Raw genomic sequence first — 16,161 nt, 5'->3', positions numbered from 1 at the left:
CTTCATTGTAAGCCGACCAGTTCGTGGTCTTATACTTCGTAGGGGCCCAACTGCTCATACCTTCCAGCTATCACGCTGGATTCACGCAGTGAATCCCTCACCCGATTTGCGCAACAAGGCCACCACTCGACCATATGTTCATATTCGTAAATTGGACTGCCACAAATCACGCAGCCAAAACCACACCTTTGACGGACTTCTCTTTTGATTTCAGACGGAATAGGAGGTCTGTCAGTCATGCGGCCAACCTGTAGAAAAAGGACTCTAATGCTACGTGTGCAATTACAACTTAGTCAAGCCCTTGAGTTCATGCGAACCTCTGTTGTTGAGGTCCGCTTTGGGCTGACAGACGCCATTCTGACGCTGAAGCGTGAAAACAACCTGAGGGAGATTATCGCCTAAAGACAGGTGTTTGCCGGACAGCCGTGCCGAATTTTATCGTTGCGCGATCTGGTCTGGTGAAAACAATACGATCTGGGGCTTGCCTTTGTAGAGGTCGATGGTTCCACTAATGGTTACGGGTTTCCCAACCAGTCCGTCCAAGTTTTGGAACTTGTACGCGTATTTCTTGAAAATGACCCCATAGAAGACATGATTGGGAAAACGGCCCCCAAAGTTGATAAAGGTCGTCCCGCCCCGACTCTTCGACACTTGAGAAACTACTCCTTCAACCGTTGAGTAACTTCCGATATTCTGAGCGGCCTCACGAGGGGCGATAGTCTCCGCGTTGGCGAACGTCGTGAGAAACAGTGCAATGCCTAGAGCTGAAATGAACTGAAGTAGGTGGCGCATGAATATCTCCAAATCCAAACTTGATGTGTCCATCTCTTATCGAAAGGTTAGGGCAAATTTGTGTCCAGAAAGCTTGTAGTAAAAGCGTACAAGTGGTTCAGCCAGCTTTCTGCCGTTTGAAAAACCTAGATGCCGGAATTCGCCCTCCGCTCTGTCAACCACCGATGACCGCTTTGGGCTGAAACCAGCCATATAGCCCCTTCACCATGGAGCTGCGGACATTGAGCCCGGAAAATTTCCCTACTTTGGGGAGATGGGGTTTTTTTACCCCAAAAGTATTGACGGGGTAATTTCACCCCACTACAGTCGCTTCATCAACCGATGGAGGATTGAATGCAAGACTTTAAGAAAACCGTACTGAGGGATGCCCGCCATGTCGTGGGATCTCCCGCAGACTACATTGACGATCCCACACAATTCACAGCGGCCTGGGCGGCCATGAAAGCCGGGCGCGGTCAGGGGTTTGATCCCGCGCGCCTGCACTCCCAGCACCTTGTGGACCGCCCCGGTCCTGCGCCGGAGCCCACCGAGCAGATCCTGGCCCGCGCAGGTCAGAAGGTCCGCGCCGTGATCGAGGCAAAAAGCCTTCCGATCCGTCGCCGCCATGTGGCCTGACCCGGCCCGGCCAGTCGCGCATTCCGCTGCATCTCCCAGCAGACGCGAAAAGACACCGGCAACCCCGCGCGGCCCGCCTGCCCTTTAACACTGACACAACCTTACATGCGGCGTGGGCTGGAGGATTGCCCACGCCGCCGATCATCAGAGTTTCCGCGCCTGGTCCTGCGGCGCGGATAAGCGCGGGCGGCACAATCCTCCAAATACAGTCGCCCGCGCATCAAAGACGAGGTCCCAATGCGACACGCCGCACACCAGAACCAACAGCAGATCTATTCCGACCAGCAGCTGCTAGCGAATACGCCGCTGTTCAGGCGCTCTGCCCTGTTCCGAAAGGCTGGCGGCATATTGACCCCACCGCAGGAAAACTGCCGCTGGGACCATGATGCAAGCCACTGGTGGGCCTCTTTGCACGGCATGACTTCACATGGCGCCAGTCGGGCGGAAGCGATCCGCGCATGGCTGCGCACAGCGCGGCAAAGCTATCGTTCGACCCCCACCCGCCGCGCCACGGATGACCGCCCGGATTGCCCCTACAACGGGCAGGCCGCGATATGACCGAGGTGTCAGAGGAATTACAGCGTACAGCACACCGCGCTGTACAGGGCAACACCGCCGGGCGAGAGGAAAAGGCAGCCCTCTTTGGAATAAAGGCTCTGTGGCTGCACTTCGCCACGGAATGTGAGATCCGGCGGCTTGCGAAACTCCACCTACGGATCCAACGCAAACAAGATGGGCTGCACCAGCTCATCAATGAACGCCAGAAAATCATGAACCGAAGCATCCGCCGTATGCGCCGCGCCAATGGCAAGAACTGAAACACCAACTGCCAGTTAGGACACCACAATGAACGCCCGCAGGCAACTCGGCTCCCCAGACGCCCGCCTGATCGGCGAACCTAGCGCATTGCAGCTGCAATAGCCCCCAACAAACGACCAGATACGAACACACACAATTTGAGGACAGGCAATGGGACGCGTTGCACCGATAGCGGTTGCGGAACGAACGGCAGCCAAAATGATGGACATGACCCCATCGGATTTTCGCCGACTGGTGCAGTCGGGTTCGCTCCCCTCGCCCGTTCGCATCTCCGGCTTTGAGCGCTGGCGGGTGGCAGATCTCGAATCAGTCCTGAACGGCAACGCGATGAACGAAGATGAATTCACATGGTAAAGAAGCTGGAGCGGAAGTACGTCACAACCAAGAAGGTTAAGGGACGTGTCTACTATTATTTCCGCCGCGGTGAGGCGTATCAGCGCCTCCCCAACGACCCAGACAGCCAGGAATTTGACGAAGCATATTGGGCGATCCGCTCAGGCCGCGACAAAAAGAAAACCCGAACCACTTTTGAGGCACTGATCGTCAGCTATTACCAGACGCCAGAGTTCAAAGACCGAAAGCCTCGGGTAAAGCAAGAGTATCGGCGCACTCTGGAATTGATCCGAGAAAAGAACGGCTCAAAGGATTTCACAAAGCTCCGACGCCGTGACGTAATTGCCGCGCGTGATGCCTATGCCGACACGTGGCGCAAAGCGAACGCGATGGTGGAAATGATTTCCATACTCTCCCGCCATGCTATCGACTTGGAGTGGATCAACGCAAATCCGGCGAGCGGCGTCAAAAAACTCAAGGGCGGCGAATACCAACCCTGGCCTGACGCAAAACTCCGCGCCTTTGAAACCTATTGCCAGAACAACTCGCTGGAATGGGAACTGACCGCTTTCATGTTGGGCATCGGCACGGGACAGCGGATCGGCGACATCATCAGCATGGAGTGGGCACATTATGATGGTCAATTCATTGCTGTTGTCCAAGAAAAGACTGCAACACGGCTCTGGGTTGCCTGTCCGGAATTTCTGCGCCGTTACCTCGACGATTTGGAACGCAAAGGTCGCTTCATCATCGCACAGTCCCTGCACAAAGGCATCGCGAAGCGCACCATTCAACAGCGCGTTATGGCTGTGCGTGAAGCGATAGCCGCACAGACATTTGTGATTCACGGCTGGCGATACACAGCGGCGGTTCATTTGGCCGAGGCTGGCGCAAGCGATAGCGAGATCCAGGCAGTGACCGGGCACAAAACACTTGAGATGGTCAAAAAATACCGCAGCCAGGCCAATCAAAAGCAGCTTTCGCAGTCGGCTCAAGCGCGGCGGACCAGAACATGAACGAAACGAGAAAACGGGAAATAAAACGGGAAACCCGAGAAACACCAGGTTTCATTGCCTCTCCAAAGGCCGTCATTTTTCATTTGAAATCAAAATGGTGCGGGTGAAGGGACTTGAACCCCCACGCCTTGCGGCGCCAGAACCTAAATCTGGTGCGTCTACCAATTCCGCCACACCCGCACTGGCGCAGCACCTTCCGGCGCTGCGTGAGCCGCTGAATAGCAAAGCCCGCCGCAGGATGCGAGAGGAAATCGCACCGGAGCCACACTATTCGATTGCGGCACCAAAGACACATCTCAGCCACAGCTTCCCCCATAAGCGAAAAATTGCGCAGACGCGGGCGCGGCAAATGGCTAGTGTCTGAAAAAAACAAATAAAATGCTACTGAGGCAGAGTGAGAGACCCCCATGAAACCGCACGCGAATCCGCCTGCGCAGCATATCGTTGCGCGCATCCTGCAAAGCCGCCGCGAGCAGACCGGCAGCCACGCGGCCCAAAGTTCGGTTACGCTGATTACCGGCACTCCGATCCAGACCCAAGACGGCGCTTTGGCCGTTGAGACTCTGACAGCCGGGGATCAGTTGATTACACGGACGCAGGGCCTCACTCCGCTGAGCAAGATCCGCAAATCCCGCGCCATGATGCATGCGGTCCGCTTCACAGCCGGATCGCTGGGGCACACTCAGCCGGGCGGCGATTTGCTGCTACCGCTGAACCAGCAGGTTCTGATCCGAGACTGGCGCGCCAAGGCGATGTTCGGACAGCCGCAGGCCGTTGTGCCTGCGTTCGAACTGATCGATGAGGAGTTCATCCGCGACGAAGGCATGCAGATGTTGGAACTCTGCACCCTGACCTTTGATCGCCCCCATGTGATCTACGCCGGCGGCATGGAGATCGCCACCTCCCGCGCGGCAGGCGACAATCTGCGCCCGGCGGCTTAAAACCCAAGCTTGCGAAATACGGCTGGGATCTGCTCTGGCAGGTCCTCGGCGATCAGTCCGGGGCCGAACTCCAGCGCGCATTCCACATGCAGCCAGGCGGCACTTTCGGCGGCCTGCATCGGGGCAAAGCCTCGCGCCAAAAGGCCAGTGATGAAGCCCGCGAGCACATCGCCCGACCCGGCGGTGGCCAGCCAGGGAGCGGCGCGATCATAATGGGCGGAGTTGACCGAGCAGCGCCCATTTGGCGCGGCGATGACCGTATCGGCGCCCTTGAACAGCACCACGCAGCCTGCCCGCACGGCGGCCTCCCGCGTGGCGTCCACCTTGGAATAGGCCGGACCTTTGGTGGCGGGCGCGTTCAGTTTCGTGGCAATATCCGGGAACAGCCGCGCAAATTCGCCGCCATGGGGCGTCAGCACGCATTTTTCATGCAGCATGGAAAAGAGCTGTTCCGGCGCATCGCCAAAGGCTGAGAGCGCATCAGCATCCAGCACCGTGGCCCGTTTGGCCACCAGGGCCGCAGGCACAAGATCCCGCGCGCGATCAATGCCCATTCCGGGGCCAAGGCAGAGCGCATTGAGGCGGGTATCCTCGAGCGCCTGAGCCAGAGCCTCAGCATCTGCCACCCGTTGCAGCATCAGCGCGGTGATCTGGCAGGCGACCTCCTGCTGGGCGCTTGGCGGCACGCCCAGCGTCACCAGCCCTGCCCCGATCCGAAGCGCCCCCCGCGCCGACAGCCGCGCGGCACCTGTCTTACCGGAACCACCCGAAAGGATCAGGGCGTGACCGTGGGAGAATTTGTGGCCTGATCGCTTGGCCATCCAGCGGGAAGTGTCTTTGAAAGATATCTTACTGCGAACGTCATCAACGATTGGCGCTTGCCCTGTGAGGCGAACACCGGCTGGACGCAATATGCCAACCGGGCCATTTTCGGTCACAACAAAAGGCGGCTGCCCTTCTTTTCGAGGTTTGAAAGACCGCCAGTTCGCCAAACCGATATCCTTGACTACCACACGCCCACAGTGCGTGGGGCCAGCGGCGATGAAGTGACCGACTTTGGGGGAGTCAAACGCGACCGTCAGTCTGGCTTGGGGCCGAGGGTCAGGCTCCTTGGGCAGTGCTGACGTTCGGATCTTCGCCCCCGCAGGAAGCTTGCCAAACAGCTCTTTGAGCGATGGCGGCTGCGGCACCAACCATCGACCGCTATCCAGACAAATCCCGGAAGGTGCGTCGATGGCCACGGTACAATCGTCATAACGGTCACCATTTCTGCCCGTCATATGGCTGATAACATCCAACGCCGTCCCCTCGAGCGGGCGTGACAGACCGGTTCCGAAAAGAGCATCGATGTAAATCGTATAGGGCTCTTTCCGAAACCCTCTTTCAGAAAGCTCCTCTACCTGATTGTCAGCCAACCAGATTTCGTAGTTCGTGCGCGCGTCGGGGGGGAGCTTGTCCGGATCACCATATAGGAAAACCTTAACGAGCCATCCTTTCCCAGCCAATAGGCGTGCGACGACGAAACCATCTCCGCCGTTGTTTCCCGGTCCACATAGAACTGCTGCGCTTTGCGGAGCACTTTCATACTCGGGCCATTCCTCGAAAATCGCCTCTACCACGCCCTGCCCGGCCCGCTCCATCAGCTCCAGGCCGGTCACCTTACCTGACTCGATTGCGGCCTGTTCGATGGCGCGCATCTGGGCAGCTGTCAGCAGTTCGGTCATTCTCCAGGCTCCCGCGATTCAATTGTGATTATTTTTTGTGCGTAGTGACTATTTTTTAAACACATGCGCTCATTTTGCAGGCTGATTTTCCGGCATCTTTGGCCGCATCCATTGTCGCCAGCATTTAGAAATGATCTGACCAGCTTCGACAAGGTTGTGAGGAGCCCACGAGATGAAAAAGATCGAAGCCATCATCAAACCGTTCAAACTGGACGAGGTGAAAGAGGCGCTGCAGGACGTCGGTGTACAGGGCCTGTCCGTGATCGAGGTTAAGGGCTTTGGTCGCCAGAAGGGGCACACGGAACTTTATCGCGGCGCCGAATACGTCGTCGATTTTCTGCCCAAGGTGAAAATCGAGGTGGTTCTTGACGACGATCAGGTGGACGGCGCGATCGAATCCATCGTGAACGCGGCAAAGACAGACAAGATCGGCGACGGCAAGATCTTCGTCAGCCCGGTCGAGCAGGCCATCCGCATCCGGACCGGCGAAACCGGCCCCGACGCACTTTAATACCAGATACCGCCAGCGCGCCTAGATTGCCAAAGGCAGCGTAGCGGGTTGGCGCAGCAACACACGAATTTTCTTACGGAGAGGAAAGCACCAATGAGCAAGGACGCAGTTCTGAAGCTGATCAAGGACGAGGAAGTCGCCTATGTCGACATCCGGTTCACCGACGTACGTGGTAAACTGCAGCACGTCACCGTAGACGTGGACATGGTCGACGAGGATTTCCTCGAAGAAGGCTTCATGTTCGATGGCTCCTCCATCGCGGGCTGGAAATCGATCGAAGCTTCGGACATGAAGCTGATCCCCGACACCGAGAGCGCCTATATCGACCCGTTCTACGCGGAAAAAACCATCTGCATCCACTGCTCGGTTGTTGAGCCCGACACCGGCGAAGCCTACGAGCGTGACCCGCGCGGCACCGCACAGAAGGCCGAAGCCTACCTGAAGTCCAGCGGCATCGGCGATGCGGCGTTCATGGGCCCGGAAGCGGAATTCTTCCTGTTCGACGACGTGCGCTTCTCCAACTCGATCAACAAGGTGTCCTATGAAGTCGACGCGACCGACGCGTCCTGGAACACCGATGCCGAGTATGAAGTTGGCAACATGGGCCACCGTCCCGGCGTCAAGGGCGGCTACTTCCCGGTCAACCCTGTCGACGAAGCACAGGACCTGCGTTCCGAGATGCTGTCGACCATGAAGCGTCTGGGCATGAAGGTGGACAAGCACCACCACGAGGTTGCCTCCTGCCAGCACGAACTGGGCCTGATCTTCGACAGCCTGACCAAACAGGCGGACGAGCTGCAGAAATACAAATACGTGATCCACAACGTCGCGCACGCCTACGGCAAATCGGCAACCTTCATGCCGAAACCGATCGCAGGCGACAACGGCACCGGCATGCACGTGAACATGTCCATCTGGAAAGACGGCAAGCCGCTCTTTGCTGGTGACAAATATGCGGACCTGTCCGACGAAGCCCTGTGGTTCATCGGCGGCATCCTGAAGCACGCGAAAACGCTGAACGCCTTCACCAACCCGTCCACCAACTCCTACAAGCGTCTGATCCCCGGCTTCGAAGCTCCGGTTCTGCGCGCCTACTCCGCCCGTAACCGTTCCGGCTGCGTGCGTATTCCGTGGACCGAAAGCCCGAAAGCCAAGCGTGTCGAGGCCCGCTTCCCCGATCCGGCCGCAAACCCCTACCTGGCGTTTGCAGCCCTCCTGATGGCTGGCCTGGACGGCATCAAGAACAAGATCGATCCCGGCGAAGCCATGGACAAAAACCTCTATGATCTGCCCTCCGAAGAGCTGGCCGACATCCCGACCGTCTGCGGCTCCCTGCGCGAAGCGCTGGAATGCCTGGCGGCCGACCACGAGTTCCTGCTGCAGGGCGATGTGTTCACCAAAGACCAGATTGAGGGCTACATTGCGCTCAAGATGGAAGAGGTCGAAACCTACGAGCACACCCCGCACCCGGTTGAGTACGGCATGTACTACAGCTGCTAATAGCTGCGGCAATTGAAACCATGAAAGAGCGCCCAACGGGCGCTCTTTTTCATTCACAGGCCCGGTCTTCACTGGACCAACCAGTGGCAGTCTTCAGATATGGAGCGGTGTGGGCGCTTCAGAAAAGGTTAAGCTCTGCCATCATAATGTCGTAGGGTGCGACATGAGTTTCTCAGAATAGCGAGCGTTCATAATGCAGAAATTCAGCCTCAGGGATCTTGAGCTGATCGACGGCCCGCCCCACCCGGAATTCGACAACCTGACCCGGTTGGCACAACGCACCATTGGCGCCCCGGTGGCTCTGCTCTCCACCATCGACAGCGACGCAGAACGTCAATTCTTCACCAGTCAGACCGGGCTTAGCGGCCCGGCGGCAGAGGATCGGCACGCGCCTCTGTCTCATTCCTTTTGCCAGCACGTGATCCAAAAGGATGCCCCCGTGACTGTTGAAGATGCCCCAAACCCTCCCCCGGATCTGGGCACGGGTATTGCCCCGGGGCTTGGCATTGGTTCCTATCTTGGCGTGCCGGTTTATCGACCCGGCGGTGTACCCGCTGCGGTGCTGGCGGTAATTGATGACAAACCGCGCGCCTGGACTGAGGCGGACATATCCCTGCTGCGGCAACTGGCCTTTTGCGCCACCGATGCGATCCGGACGCGGGCAACAATGCTTGAAATGGCACATATCAACCGGGAGAGGCGCGAGTTCACTTATGCGGTTTCGCATGATCTGAAATCGCCAGCCAATACGCTCAACCTGCTGCTGCAGGAGCTGGATGCCGAACGCGACCGGCTGAGCGAGGACGGAATTTTCCTGCTGGAGCAAAGCCAGAAGACCGCAGCCCGCATGATGCGGCAGATGAATGACATTCTGGAATACTCCCGCGTGGTTGGCGCCCGCATCCAAAAGCGGGACATCAATCTCAACACGCTGGTGGGCGAGCTGGTGCAGGATCTGCAAGGCGAGATCCAGCATGCCGGGGCCACCGTCGACATTGGCCCCCTGCCGGTGGTGACTGGCAACCGAATGCAATTGCGCTGCCTATTTCAGAACCTGATCACCAATGGCATCACCTTCCGCTCAGGCGCGCGCAAACCCATCGTCTCCATTACGTCCGTTTCCGGAGCCAACAAGGGGCAGGAACGCATCGACGTCACCGACAATGGCGCTGGGATCTCAACCTCAGATCAGCAGCAGATTTTTCAGCTGTTCAAGAAGCTGCACAACCCGAATGAATATGATGGCACCGGCATCGGACTGACACTCAGCCGCCGGATCTGTTCCAACCACAATGGCCTGCTGGAAGTGTCCTCTGAGGTCGGACAAGGCTCCACCTTCCGGGTTACCCTACCAAGCGGATCCTCTGCGACCTGAACCGATCAACCGCGTTCCCCCATCGCTGCGGATGACAAAGGCAAATGGGCGGGGCAGTCATTCTTGAACCCCGCCCGTTCTGCCTGTAAAGCCGTCGCTCCCCAGACCCGCAGGAGACAGGCCAATGACCGCCCCCATGACTTTAGGCATCGATTTTGGCACCTCCAATTCGGCGGCAGGTGTGGCGGCGGGCGGGCGCCCCTGGCTGATTGAACTGGAACCGGGCGAACAGACCCTTCCCACTGCGGTTTTCTTTGATCCCGACAGCGGCAAGATGCGCATCGGACGCAGCGCCACCCGGGCGCTGATTTCCGGCGACGAAGGCCGCTTCATGCGCGCGCTCAAAAGCCTCCTTGGAACGCCCCTACTGCACGAGGAACGTCGCCTTGGCGGGCAGCGAATGACCCTTGCGGCGGTAGTCACCCAGTTTCTGGCCGAGGTCAAAGCCCGCGCCGAGGCGCAGACCCACATGACATTCACCCATGCCCTGTCGGGCCGTCCGGTGCGGTTTCACAGCCGCGATGAGGCCCGCAACGCCCTGGCCGAGGAAGACCTCCGTGCCTGCTACCTGGCTGCCGGATTTCAGGACGTGCGCTTCATGCTGGAGCCCGAAGCGGCGCTGCGCGCAACCGAGGCCCGCTCGGGGCTGGGGCTGATTGTCGATATCGGTGGGGGCACTTCGGACTTTACCGCCTTCCGGCAGGACGCTGACGGCACCACTGATATTCTGGCCTCCTACGGGATTCGTCTGGGCGGTACCGATTTCGACCAGCAGATCAGCCTGGCCCGTGTTATGCCGCTTCTGGGGCGAGGCAGCAGCATCCGCAACAGTTTCGGCAGCGGCACCCTGCCCGCGCCGAACCGGATCTACAACGATCTGTCCAGCTGGCAGATGATCCCGTTTCTTTATACGCCCGAGCACCGCCGCGCCGCACGTGACCTCCAGCAACAGGCGACCGAGCCGGACAGGCTGGCGCGCCTCGTCAGCACGCTGGAGGATGAACTGGGCCACGACATCGCCTTTGCGGTGGAGCGTGGCAAGATCGCAGCCAACCACCCGCAGGACGCCGGCGCACAGATCGATCTCAAGGTTCTGGAGCGCGGCCTGCAGGCCTCTCTATCTGGCGATGACATCTCGGCCCTACTGGAGGCACAGATGCAGGAACTGGCCGAGGCCGCCGCAGAGACACTGAAACTGGCAGGCACTGCCCCGGAAGAGGTTAACCGCATCGTTCTGGTTGGCGGCTCGGCGCTGCTGGGCTGTCTGCAGCAGGAAATTCAGCGTCTTTGCCCGAAAGCGGAGGTGGAAAACCGTCATGCGCTGACAGCCGTGGCTGACGGATTAGCCATTGCCGCCGCCGAGGCCTTTGCCTGAGAGCAACACCAGCGCTGAAACGCGCCACATCACGCTATATTTCCTGCGCGGGAGCGGTAGGCTGGAGACACCCAGTTCCAGTTTCCGAAGGTTTCCGCCATGCGTATTTTGCCAGTTCTTTGCCTGACCCTGACCTCTTTGCTGCCGGTCGCCTCTGTGGCCGCCTCCTGTGGCAATACCTCTGCGGGCTTTGCCAGCTGGAAGGCAGAGTTCGCGACCGAGGCCAAGCGCGCGGGCGTCAAGGGCAAGGGGCTCAAGGCCCTGGCACAGGCACAATACGCCAGCCGCACCATCGCCGCCGACCGCAATCAGAAAAGCTTTCGCTACAGCCTTGAGAAATTCATGCAGCTGCGCGGCTCAGCCACGATTGTTGCGCAGGGGCGCAAACGCAAAGCCCGCAACCCACAATTCTACGCGGCGCTGGAAAAGAAATACGGCGTGCCCGCAGGTGTTCTGATCGCCATTCACGGCATGGAAACCGCCTTTGGCCACTTCATGGGGGACAGTCAGGTGGTTTCGGCCATCGTGACCCTGACCTACGATTGCCGCCGCTCTGATTTCTTCCGGCCCCATGCTATCGGCGCGCTGAAGCTGGTGGATCAGGGCGCGATCACCCCCGCGACACTCGGCGCCAAACATGGCGAGCTCGGCCATACGCAATTCCTGCCCGGAAATGCGCTGACCTATGGCGTGGACTGGACCCGCGACGGGCGCGTCGACTTCTATGATCAACAGGATGCGTTGGCTTCGACCGCGAATTACCTGCGCAAGAAAGGCTGGAAACGGGGCAAGGGCTACCAGCCGGGGCAGCCGAATTACAAAGTCCTGAAACAATGGAATGCGGCAACCGTTTATCAGCAATCGCTGGCCATCATGGGGCAGCAGATCGACGGCTGAACCTCGGGCTTGGCGCGCGACCGCGGATTGCTGGCACGGGAGCCGACTGAGTCCATTCCCCCATACTGCGAACAGTCCGTCCATTTGCCGTGCATTGTAATCACTATGGCATCAACATGGCCGCAGGGCGCCCGGTTTCAGCCACATTCGGCTGGGTCTTGCGCTAAACACGACTGACATCACATTGTTTTTAATTGAATAAAAATTTACCAACCTGCACTGGCGGGATTTTTCACAGCGCCCCTCAGAACCTGTTTTGATGCCTCACTTTGTGCCTTTTCCCTTTGTAATCTTGGGTTAACGGCACCCCGAACGAAGGAGGCTTGAGAATGACACAGGTAGAACAGTTCAAAGGCAGACTCGGTTTCAAGACCCGCAGCAACCGGCTCCTCAACAAGGGGCTGATCCAGGCGGTCGACATGCTTGAGGAATACGGTCACCCGATGGCGCAGATCAACACTCGGGCGGCAAACCGGGTCGAGATGGAAGGCGATCAGTACCGGGTTATCCTGCGGCTGCGGCGCCTACCGCTGCGGCTTGGCATGCATGTCCCGGCGGGCCTTTCTGCTCCGGCAATCTTCCTTGAGGTCACCATGGAGCGCCTCTACCCCAGCGGCAGCGATAGCGAGATCACCGAGATCCTGCTCGCGGTACTCCTGCGCCGTCTGGCCGAAACGCTATCGCCCACGGTGGTGTTCTGGCAGGACGCGCCAAAGGCGATGACCTGCGACGCTTTTCTCGGCGTCTTCAACCTGCATCACGCGGGAGACATGGCAGATACGGCAGAGGCGCAGGCCACGGCCGAAAGGACGCCGGGCTCCCTGCTCAGCCGCCCGGCGTCCGACCATATCCACCCACGTAGTGCCTTACCCCGGCGCCGTTCCGCCCGGACTGCCCTGCCCGCGCCCTCCCCGTTCAAACCGACCGGAAAATCGCGGACCTCGGCAAAACTGTTTGCCGCCCGCAGCGGCGCAAACCCGGCGCCCGTGGCCGGGAAGCCGCGCGGACGTTCCTGTTTCGCGCCGGTGGAGGCAATGGCAGATGATCTGGACCAGCAATGCGCCCGCCACGTGCGCACCGATCCAGCACACGCCGATCAGGTCGTGGATCTGTCGGGCCTAAAACCCGCTCAAGGCGGTGCGCGGGCGCAAGGCATCGTGACATGGGCTGCAACCGGACTGGTTGCGATGCTATCGGCGCCCGCTGCCCTGCTGCTTTTGCTGGTTGAATTGCTCAGGGGCTCCCAGCTGACCCCGCGCAGGCAAGCCCTGAGCCTTGGTGTCTTTCTGGCCCTGTTGCAAAGTACGGAAATGGTTCAAGCCGCAGCAAAGGTCCTGAAGCTGCCAACCCCCTGAACTCCGGATCCTCCGGACCAGAGGGCGCCTTGCCGGATGCAGCCTATACGGTCTCGATATCCTGCTCGTCCTGCTGCCATTGGCGCAGGACGTCGGCGCGGCTCAGCACGAAGGTGTGGATCGAAAAGACAACCGCGCGGGTGCGAGGCAGACGCAGAATGCTCTGCGTTTCGCTGCGCATGAACCCGGCTTCTTCGCTGCGCGGCTGTTCGCGCGGCGCATCGGCGCTGCGGGGCTGGTGCAGCATCGGATCGTGATACCACAGCGCATTGAACCGCCACAGCGGGCGATCCACCTGCACGCCGTCAAACAGCCGCTGCACCCGGGCCGCAATATTGGCGTCATAGCTGTCGACCGGCACGTGAATGGCAATCAACGGACGCATGAATTTTTCAGACAATGTCCAGCTGGCCGGGAAACACAGAACCGCGCCGGTCAGCACGTGCTCCGCCGCGCCTTCGGGTTTCTCCAGAATGCAGAAATCCTGCTGGGTGATCCGGCCAAGGGTCCCCAAAGGATCCTGCCAATCGATCTCTACCGTCACCCCATCGGGGCGTTGCACGTGACCCTTTGCACCGGGGTACAGATGGGCCAGTACCCGTTCCAGCAATTCTTCAGCAGCGGGACGGCCGCCCTCATCCAGCATCAGGACCTTGTCCCGGGCCGTGTCCAGCAGGCGCTCACGCTCCGCCATCTGGTCGCCAAAGGCATCATCCGAACGCAGCCAATTGGCCACCGGCAAGGGTTTGATCCCCGGCAGACGTTGCGAGGCAAGCGGGTTGTACGGGATCTGGGTCTGTAGAATCGCTGTCATGTTATGGTGCTAGCATAAATTTGATCAAAAGGAGGAGGCCCTGTGTCCCGTTCAGCCAAAAACCAGTAAAAAGTCACGCGACCCACCGTCGCAGAGGCAGGTCTAGGCGCACTGCCGTCAGCAGGCACTGGCCCCGCGCAGAAACCCCGGCAGTTTCTCACGCAACACCAGAACGCTTGGCGCTGTCGTGCGCCCTTCCAGCCGGTCCACAGGTACCCACTCAAGCGCGTGGGATTCGTGGCTGACCTGAATTTTCCCCGCCGCAGCGCGAAACAGGAAACGCACGTCATAGTGCAGATGTGCGCACTCTTTGGGCGATGCCGGAATTTCATGAATATCGACGTCAAACACCTGCGGCGACAACATCTCAAGCCGGGAAAGGCCACTTTCCTCATAGGCTTCCTTTTGGGCCACAAAGGGCGCATCGGCGATCCCGTCGCAATGGCCTCCGAGCTGCAGCCAGCGGTCCAGTTTTGCGTGGTGGGTCAACAGGACAGAGGACATATCCGCAGAGAGAACAAAGGCCGAAGCGGTAACATGCCCGGTGGCCGGATCGCGATCAAAGGCGTGGGGTTCTGACGCGCAGAACCGGCCAAGACGGGACCACATGTCATGGTCGCGTGCTGTTTCAGGGCTGTACCCTCCGATGCCGATGATGTGCTCCATGGTCTCGCCCCTTCACCTTCACGTGTTATTTTCGGCCCGCGCCTTGCCGAACCCCGCCTGCTGCCGCACCTTAGGATCGAGAAAACCAAAGGCCAATCTTCCATGCCCACAGAACGCATCACGTTTCCCGGACACGCCGGGACCGCGCTAGCGGCGCGCCTCGACCTGCCCGAGGGGCCTGTCCTTGCCACCGCCCTGTTCGCACATTGCTTTACCTGCTCCAAGGACATCCCGGCCGCCCGGCGCATCGCGGGGCGTCTGGCCTCGATGGGTATTGCGGTTCTGCGCTTTGACTTTACCGGTCTTGGGCATTCGGATGGGGAGTTCGAGAACACCAGCTTCTCCTCCAATGTCTCGGACCTGATTGCCGCCGCGCAGTATCTGGCGGGGCGCGATATGGCGCCGCAGCTGCTGATCGGGCATTCGCTGGGCGGCGCCGCGGTTCTGCGTGCCCGCGCGGGCATTCCCTCGGTGCGCGGTGTGGTGACCCTTGGCGCGCCTTATGATCCCGAACATGTGGCCCACAACTTTGGCTCCCAACTGACCGAGATCGAAGCGGTCGGCGCCGCCGAAGTCTGCCTTGGCGGGCGTCCCTTCACCATTCGCCGCCAGTTTCTTGACGATATCCGCGCCAGCGCCTTGGGCCCCTGCATTGCAGGTCTGGATGCGGCCCTTCTGGTGATGCATGCCCCGCGCGATGAAACCGTCGGGATCGACAACGCGGCCGAGATTTTTGCCGCCGCCAAACACCCCAAGAGCTTTGTCACGCTGGATGACGCGGACCATCTGATTTCCCGCGCGCAAGATGCCGAATACGCCGCCGAGGTGATTGCCGCCTGGGCCGGGCGCTATGTGGAGATGACACCGCCCGCCCCGCCCCCCGGCGCACCCGAGGGGATCGTGCGGGTTGCCGAAGCCGATCCCGAAGGCTTCCTGCAGGACATTCAGTCCGGCCCCCATCACCACGCGCTGGCCGATGAACCGCTGGCCTATGGCGGCACCAATCGGGGGATGTCCCCCTATGGTTTCGTCGCAGCGGGGCTTGGCGCCTGCACCTCGATGACCATCCGGATGTATGCCCGGCGCAAGGAATGGCCGCTTGACAGCGTTTCGGTTGATGTGTGCCACGACAAGGTGCACGCGCAGGATGCTGCCCCGGCGGGTCCGGCCAAGATCGACCAATTCACCCGGAAAATCAGCCTCTGCGGCACCCTGACACCGGATCAGCGCGCAAGGCTGCTGGAGATCGCCGACAAATGCCCGGTGCATCGCACATTGGAAAGCGGTGCCCGGGTGATCACTGTAGACATTTCGCCTCACTAAGTTCAGCGCTGCTGAGCGTAATCCATATACGATACGGACAGGCGGCTTTTTCGCCGCCCGTCCGCGCGATTCCTGCGCCGATTGATCGATATCAAGGCCCGCCCT

At 59.8% G+C, this 16,161-nt stretch carries 17 protein-coding genes and 1 tRNA gene; 13 read left to right on the top strand and 5 right to left on the bottom strand.

The window, feature by feature from the left end:
- Positions 1-435 precede the first annotated feature (435 nt).
- Positions 436-792 carry a nucleotide-binding protein gene (locus tag SM763_RS13810; protein ID WP_368998878.1) on the bottom strand — a complete coding sequence of 119 codons (357 nt, stop codon included), beginning with the start codon at positions 790-792 and terminating at the stop codon, positions 436-438.
- A 333-nt stretch (positions 793-1,125) separates the two neighbouring features.
- Between SM763_RS13810 and SM763_RS13805 the strand changes: the two genes are divergently transcribed.
- From SM763_RS13805 to SM763_RS13785, 5 genes are all read left to right on the top strand, one after another.
- Positions 1,126-1,407: a hypothetical protein gene (locus SM763_RS13805; protein ID WP_368998877.1), complete on the top strand. Its 282-nt coding sequence runs from the start codon at positions 1,126-1,128 to the stop codon at positions 1,405-1,407.
- A 237-nt stretch (positions 1,408-1,644) separates the two neighbouring features.
- A complete protein-coding gene (locus SM763_RS13800; protein WP_368998876.1) occupies positions 1,645-1,965 on the top strand; it encodes a hypothetical protein in 321 nt (106 codons plus the stop codon).
- On the top strand, positions 1,962-2,225 hold the full coding sequence (locus SM763_RS13795; RefSeq protein ID WP_368998875.1) for a hypothetical protein: 264 nt from the start codon (positions 1,962-1,964) through the stop codon (positions 2,223-2,225). The genes SM763_RS13800 and SM763_RS13795 overlap by 4 nt, the downstream gene beginning before the upstream one ends.
- A gap of 151 nt (positions 2,226-2,376) precedes the next feature.
- Positions 2,377-2,580, top strand: coding sequence for a hypothetical protein (locus SM763_RS13790; RefSeq protein ID WP_274833518.1), 204 nt, complete (start codon positions 2,377-2,379; stop codon positions 2,578-2,580).
- Positions 2,574-3,575, top strand: coding sequence for a site-specific integrase (locus tag SM763_RS13785; RefSeq protein ID WP_368998874.1), 1,002 nt, complete (start codon positions 2,574-2,576; stop codon positions 3,573-3,575). Before SM763_RS13790 ends, SM763_RS13785 begins: the two co-directional genes overlap by 7 nt.
- A 95-nt stretch (positions 3,576-3,670) precedes the next feature.
- Here SM763_RS13785 and SM763_RS13780 read toward each other — a convergent pair.
- A tRNA-Leu gene (locus tag SM763_RS13780) sits at positions 3,671-3,755 on the bottom strand.
- 227 nt (positions 3,756-3,982) lie between these two features.
- Here SM763_RS13780 and SM763_RS13775 point away from each other — a divergent pair.
- The gene (locus SM763_RS13775) at positions 3,983-4,516 is read left to right on the top strand and encodes a Hint domain-containing protein (RefSeq protein ID WP_065270446.1); all 534 of its coding nucleotides are present in this window, start codon (positions 3,983-3,985) and stop codon (positions 4,514-4,516) included.
- Here SM763_RS13775 and SM763_RS13770 read toward each other — a convergent pair.
- A complete protein-coding gene (locus tag SM763_RS13770) occupies positions 4,513-6,240 on the bottom strand; it encodes an NAD(P)H-hydrate dehydratase (RefSeq protein ID WP_368998873.1) in 1,728 nt (575 codons plus the stop codon). The genes SM763_RS13775 and SM763_RS13770 overlap by 4 nt on opposite strands.
- 172 nt (positions 6,241-6,412) lie before the next feature.
- Here SM763_RS13770 and SM763_RS13765 point away from each other — a divergent pair, with 172 nt between their 5' ends.
- The 6 genes from SM763_RS13765 (at position 6,413) to SM763_RS13740 (ending at position 13,253) form a co-directional block, all read left to right on the top strand.
- Positions 6,413-6,751 (top strand): P-II family nitrogen regulator, encoded by a 339-nt coding sequence (locus SM763_RS13765; RefSeq protein WP_065270448.1) that lies wholly within the window; start codon positions 6,413-6,415, stop codon positions 6,749-6,751.
- 93 nt (positions 6,752-6,844) lie between these two features.
- A complete protein-coding gene (glnA, locus tag SM763_RS13760) occupies positions 6,845-8,251 on the top strand; it encodes a type I glutamate--ammonia ligase (RefSeq protein ID WP_368998872.1) in 1,407 nt (468 codons plus the stop codon).
- Positions 8,252-8,444: 193 nt separating this feature from the next.
- Positions 8,445-9,626, top strand: coding sequence for an ATP-binding protein (locus SM763_RS13755; RefSeq protein WP_368998871.1), 1,182 nt, complete (start codon positions 8,445-8,447; stop codon positions 9,624-9,626).
- A 124-nt stretch (positions 9,627-9,750) separates the two neighbouring features.
- Positions 9,751-11,001, top strand: coding sequence for an Hsp70 family protein (locus SM763_RS13750; RefSeq protein WP_368998870.1), 1,251 nt, complete (start codon positions 9,751-9,753; stop codon positions 10,999-11,001).
- Positions 11,002-11,100: 99 nt separating this feature from the next.
- A complete protein-coding gene (locus SM763_RS13745; RefSeq protein WP_368998869.1) occupies positions 11,101-11,898 on the top strand; it encodes a lytic murein transglycosylase in 798 nt (265 codons plus the stop codon).
- A gap of 329 nt (positions 11,899-12,227) precedes the next feature.
- Positions 12,228-13,253 (top strand): hypothetical protein, encoded by a 1,026-nt coding sequence (locus tag SM763_RS13740; protein ID WP_368998868.1) that lies wholly within the window; start codon positions 12,228-12,230, stop codon positions 13,251-13,253.
- A gap of 43 nt (positions 13,254-13,296) precedes the next feature.
- On the opposite strand, the gene SM763_RS13735 is transcribed toward SM763_RS13740, so the two are convergent.
- Positions 13,297-14,067, bottom strand: a complete 771-nt coding sequence (locus SM763_RS13735) for a heme-dependent oxidative N-demethylase family protein (protein ID WP_368998867.1) — start codon at positions 14,065-14,067, stop codon at positions 13,297-13,299.
- A gap of 117 nt (positions 14,068-14,184) precedes the next feature.
- Positions 14,185-14,733: an NUDIX hydrolase gene (locus SM763_RS13730; protein ID WP_368998866.1), complete on the bottom strand. Its 549-nt coding sequence runs from the start codon at positions 14,731-14,733 to the stop codon at positions 14,185-14,187.
- Between the two features lie 102 nt (positions 14,734-14,835).
- Between SM763_RS13730 and SM763_RS13725 the strand changes: the two genes are divergently transcribed.
- The gene (locus tag SM763_RS13725) at positions 14,836-16,056 is read left to right on the top strand and encodes a bifunctional alpha/beta hydrolase/OsmC family protein (protein ID WP_065270456.1); all 1,221 of its coding nucleotides are present in this window, start codon (positions 14,836-14,838) and stop codon (positions 16,054-16,056) included.
- The last annotated feature ends 105 nt before the right edge of the window (positions 16,057-16,161 follow it).

It is taken from the genome of Pseudophaeobacter sp. C1-32P7 (assembly GCF_041008775.1).
GTDB classification, from domain to species: domain Bacteria; phylum Pseudomonadota; class Alphaproteobacteria; order Rhodobacterales; family Rhodobacteraceae; genus Phycobacter; species Phycobacter gallaeciensis_A.
Note: the sequence above shows the minus strand (reverse complement) of the source record. Positions and strands in the feature narration are given on the sequence as shown.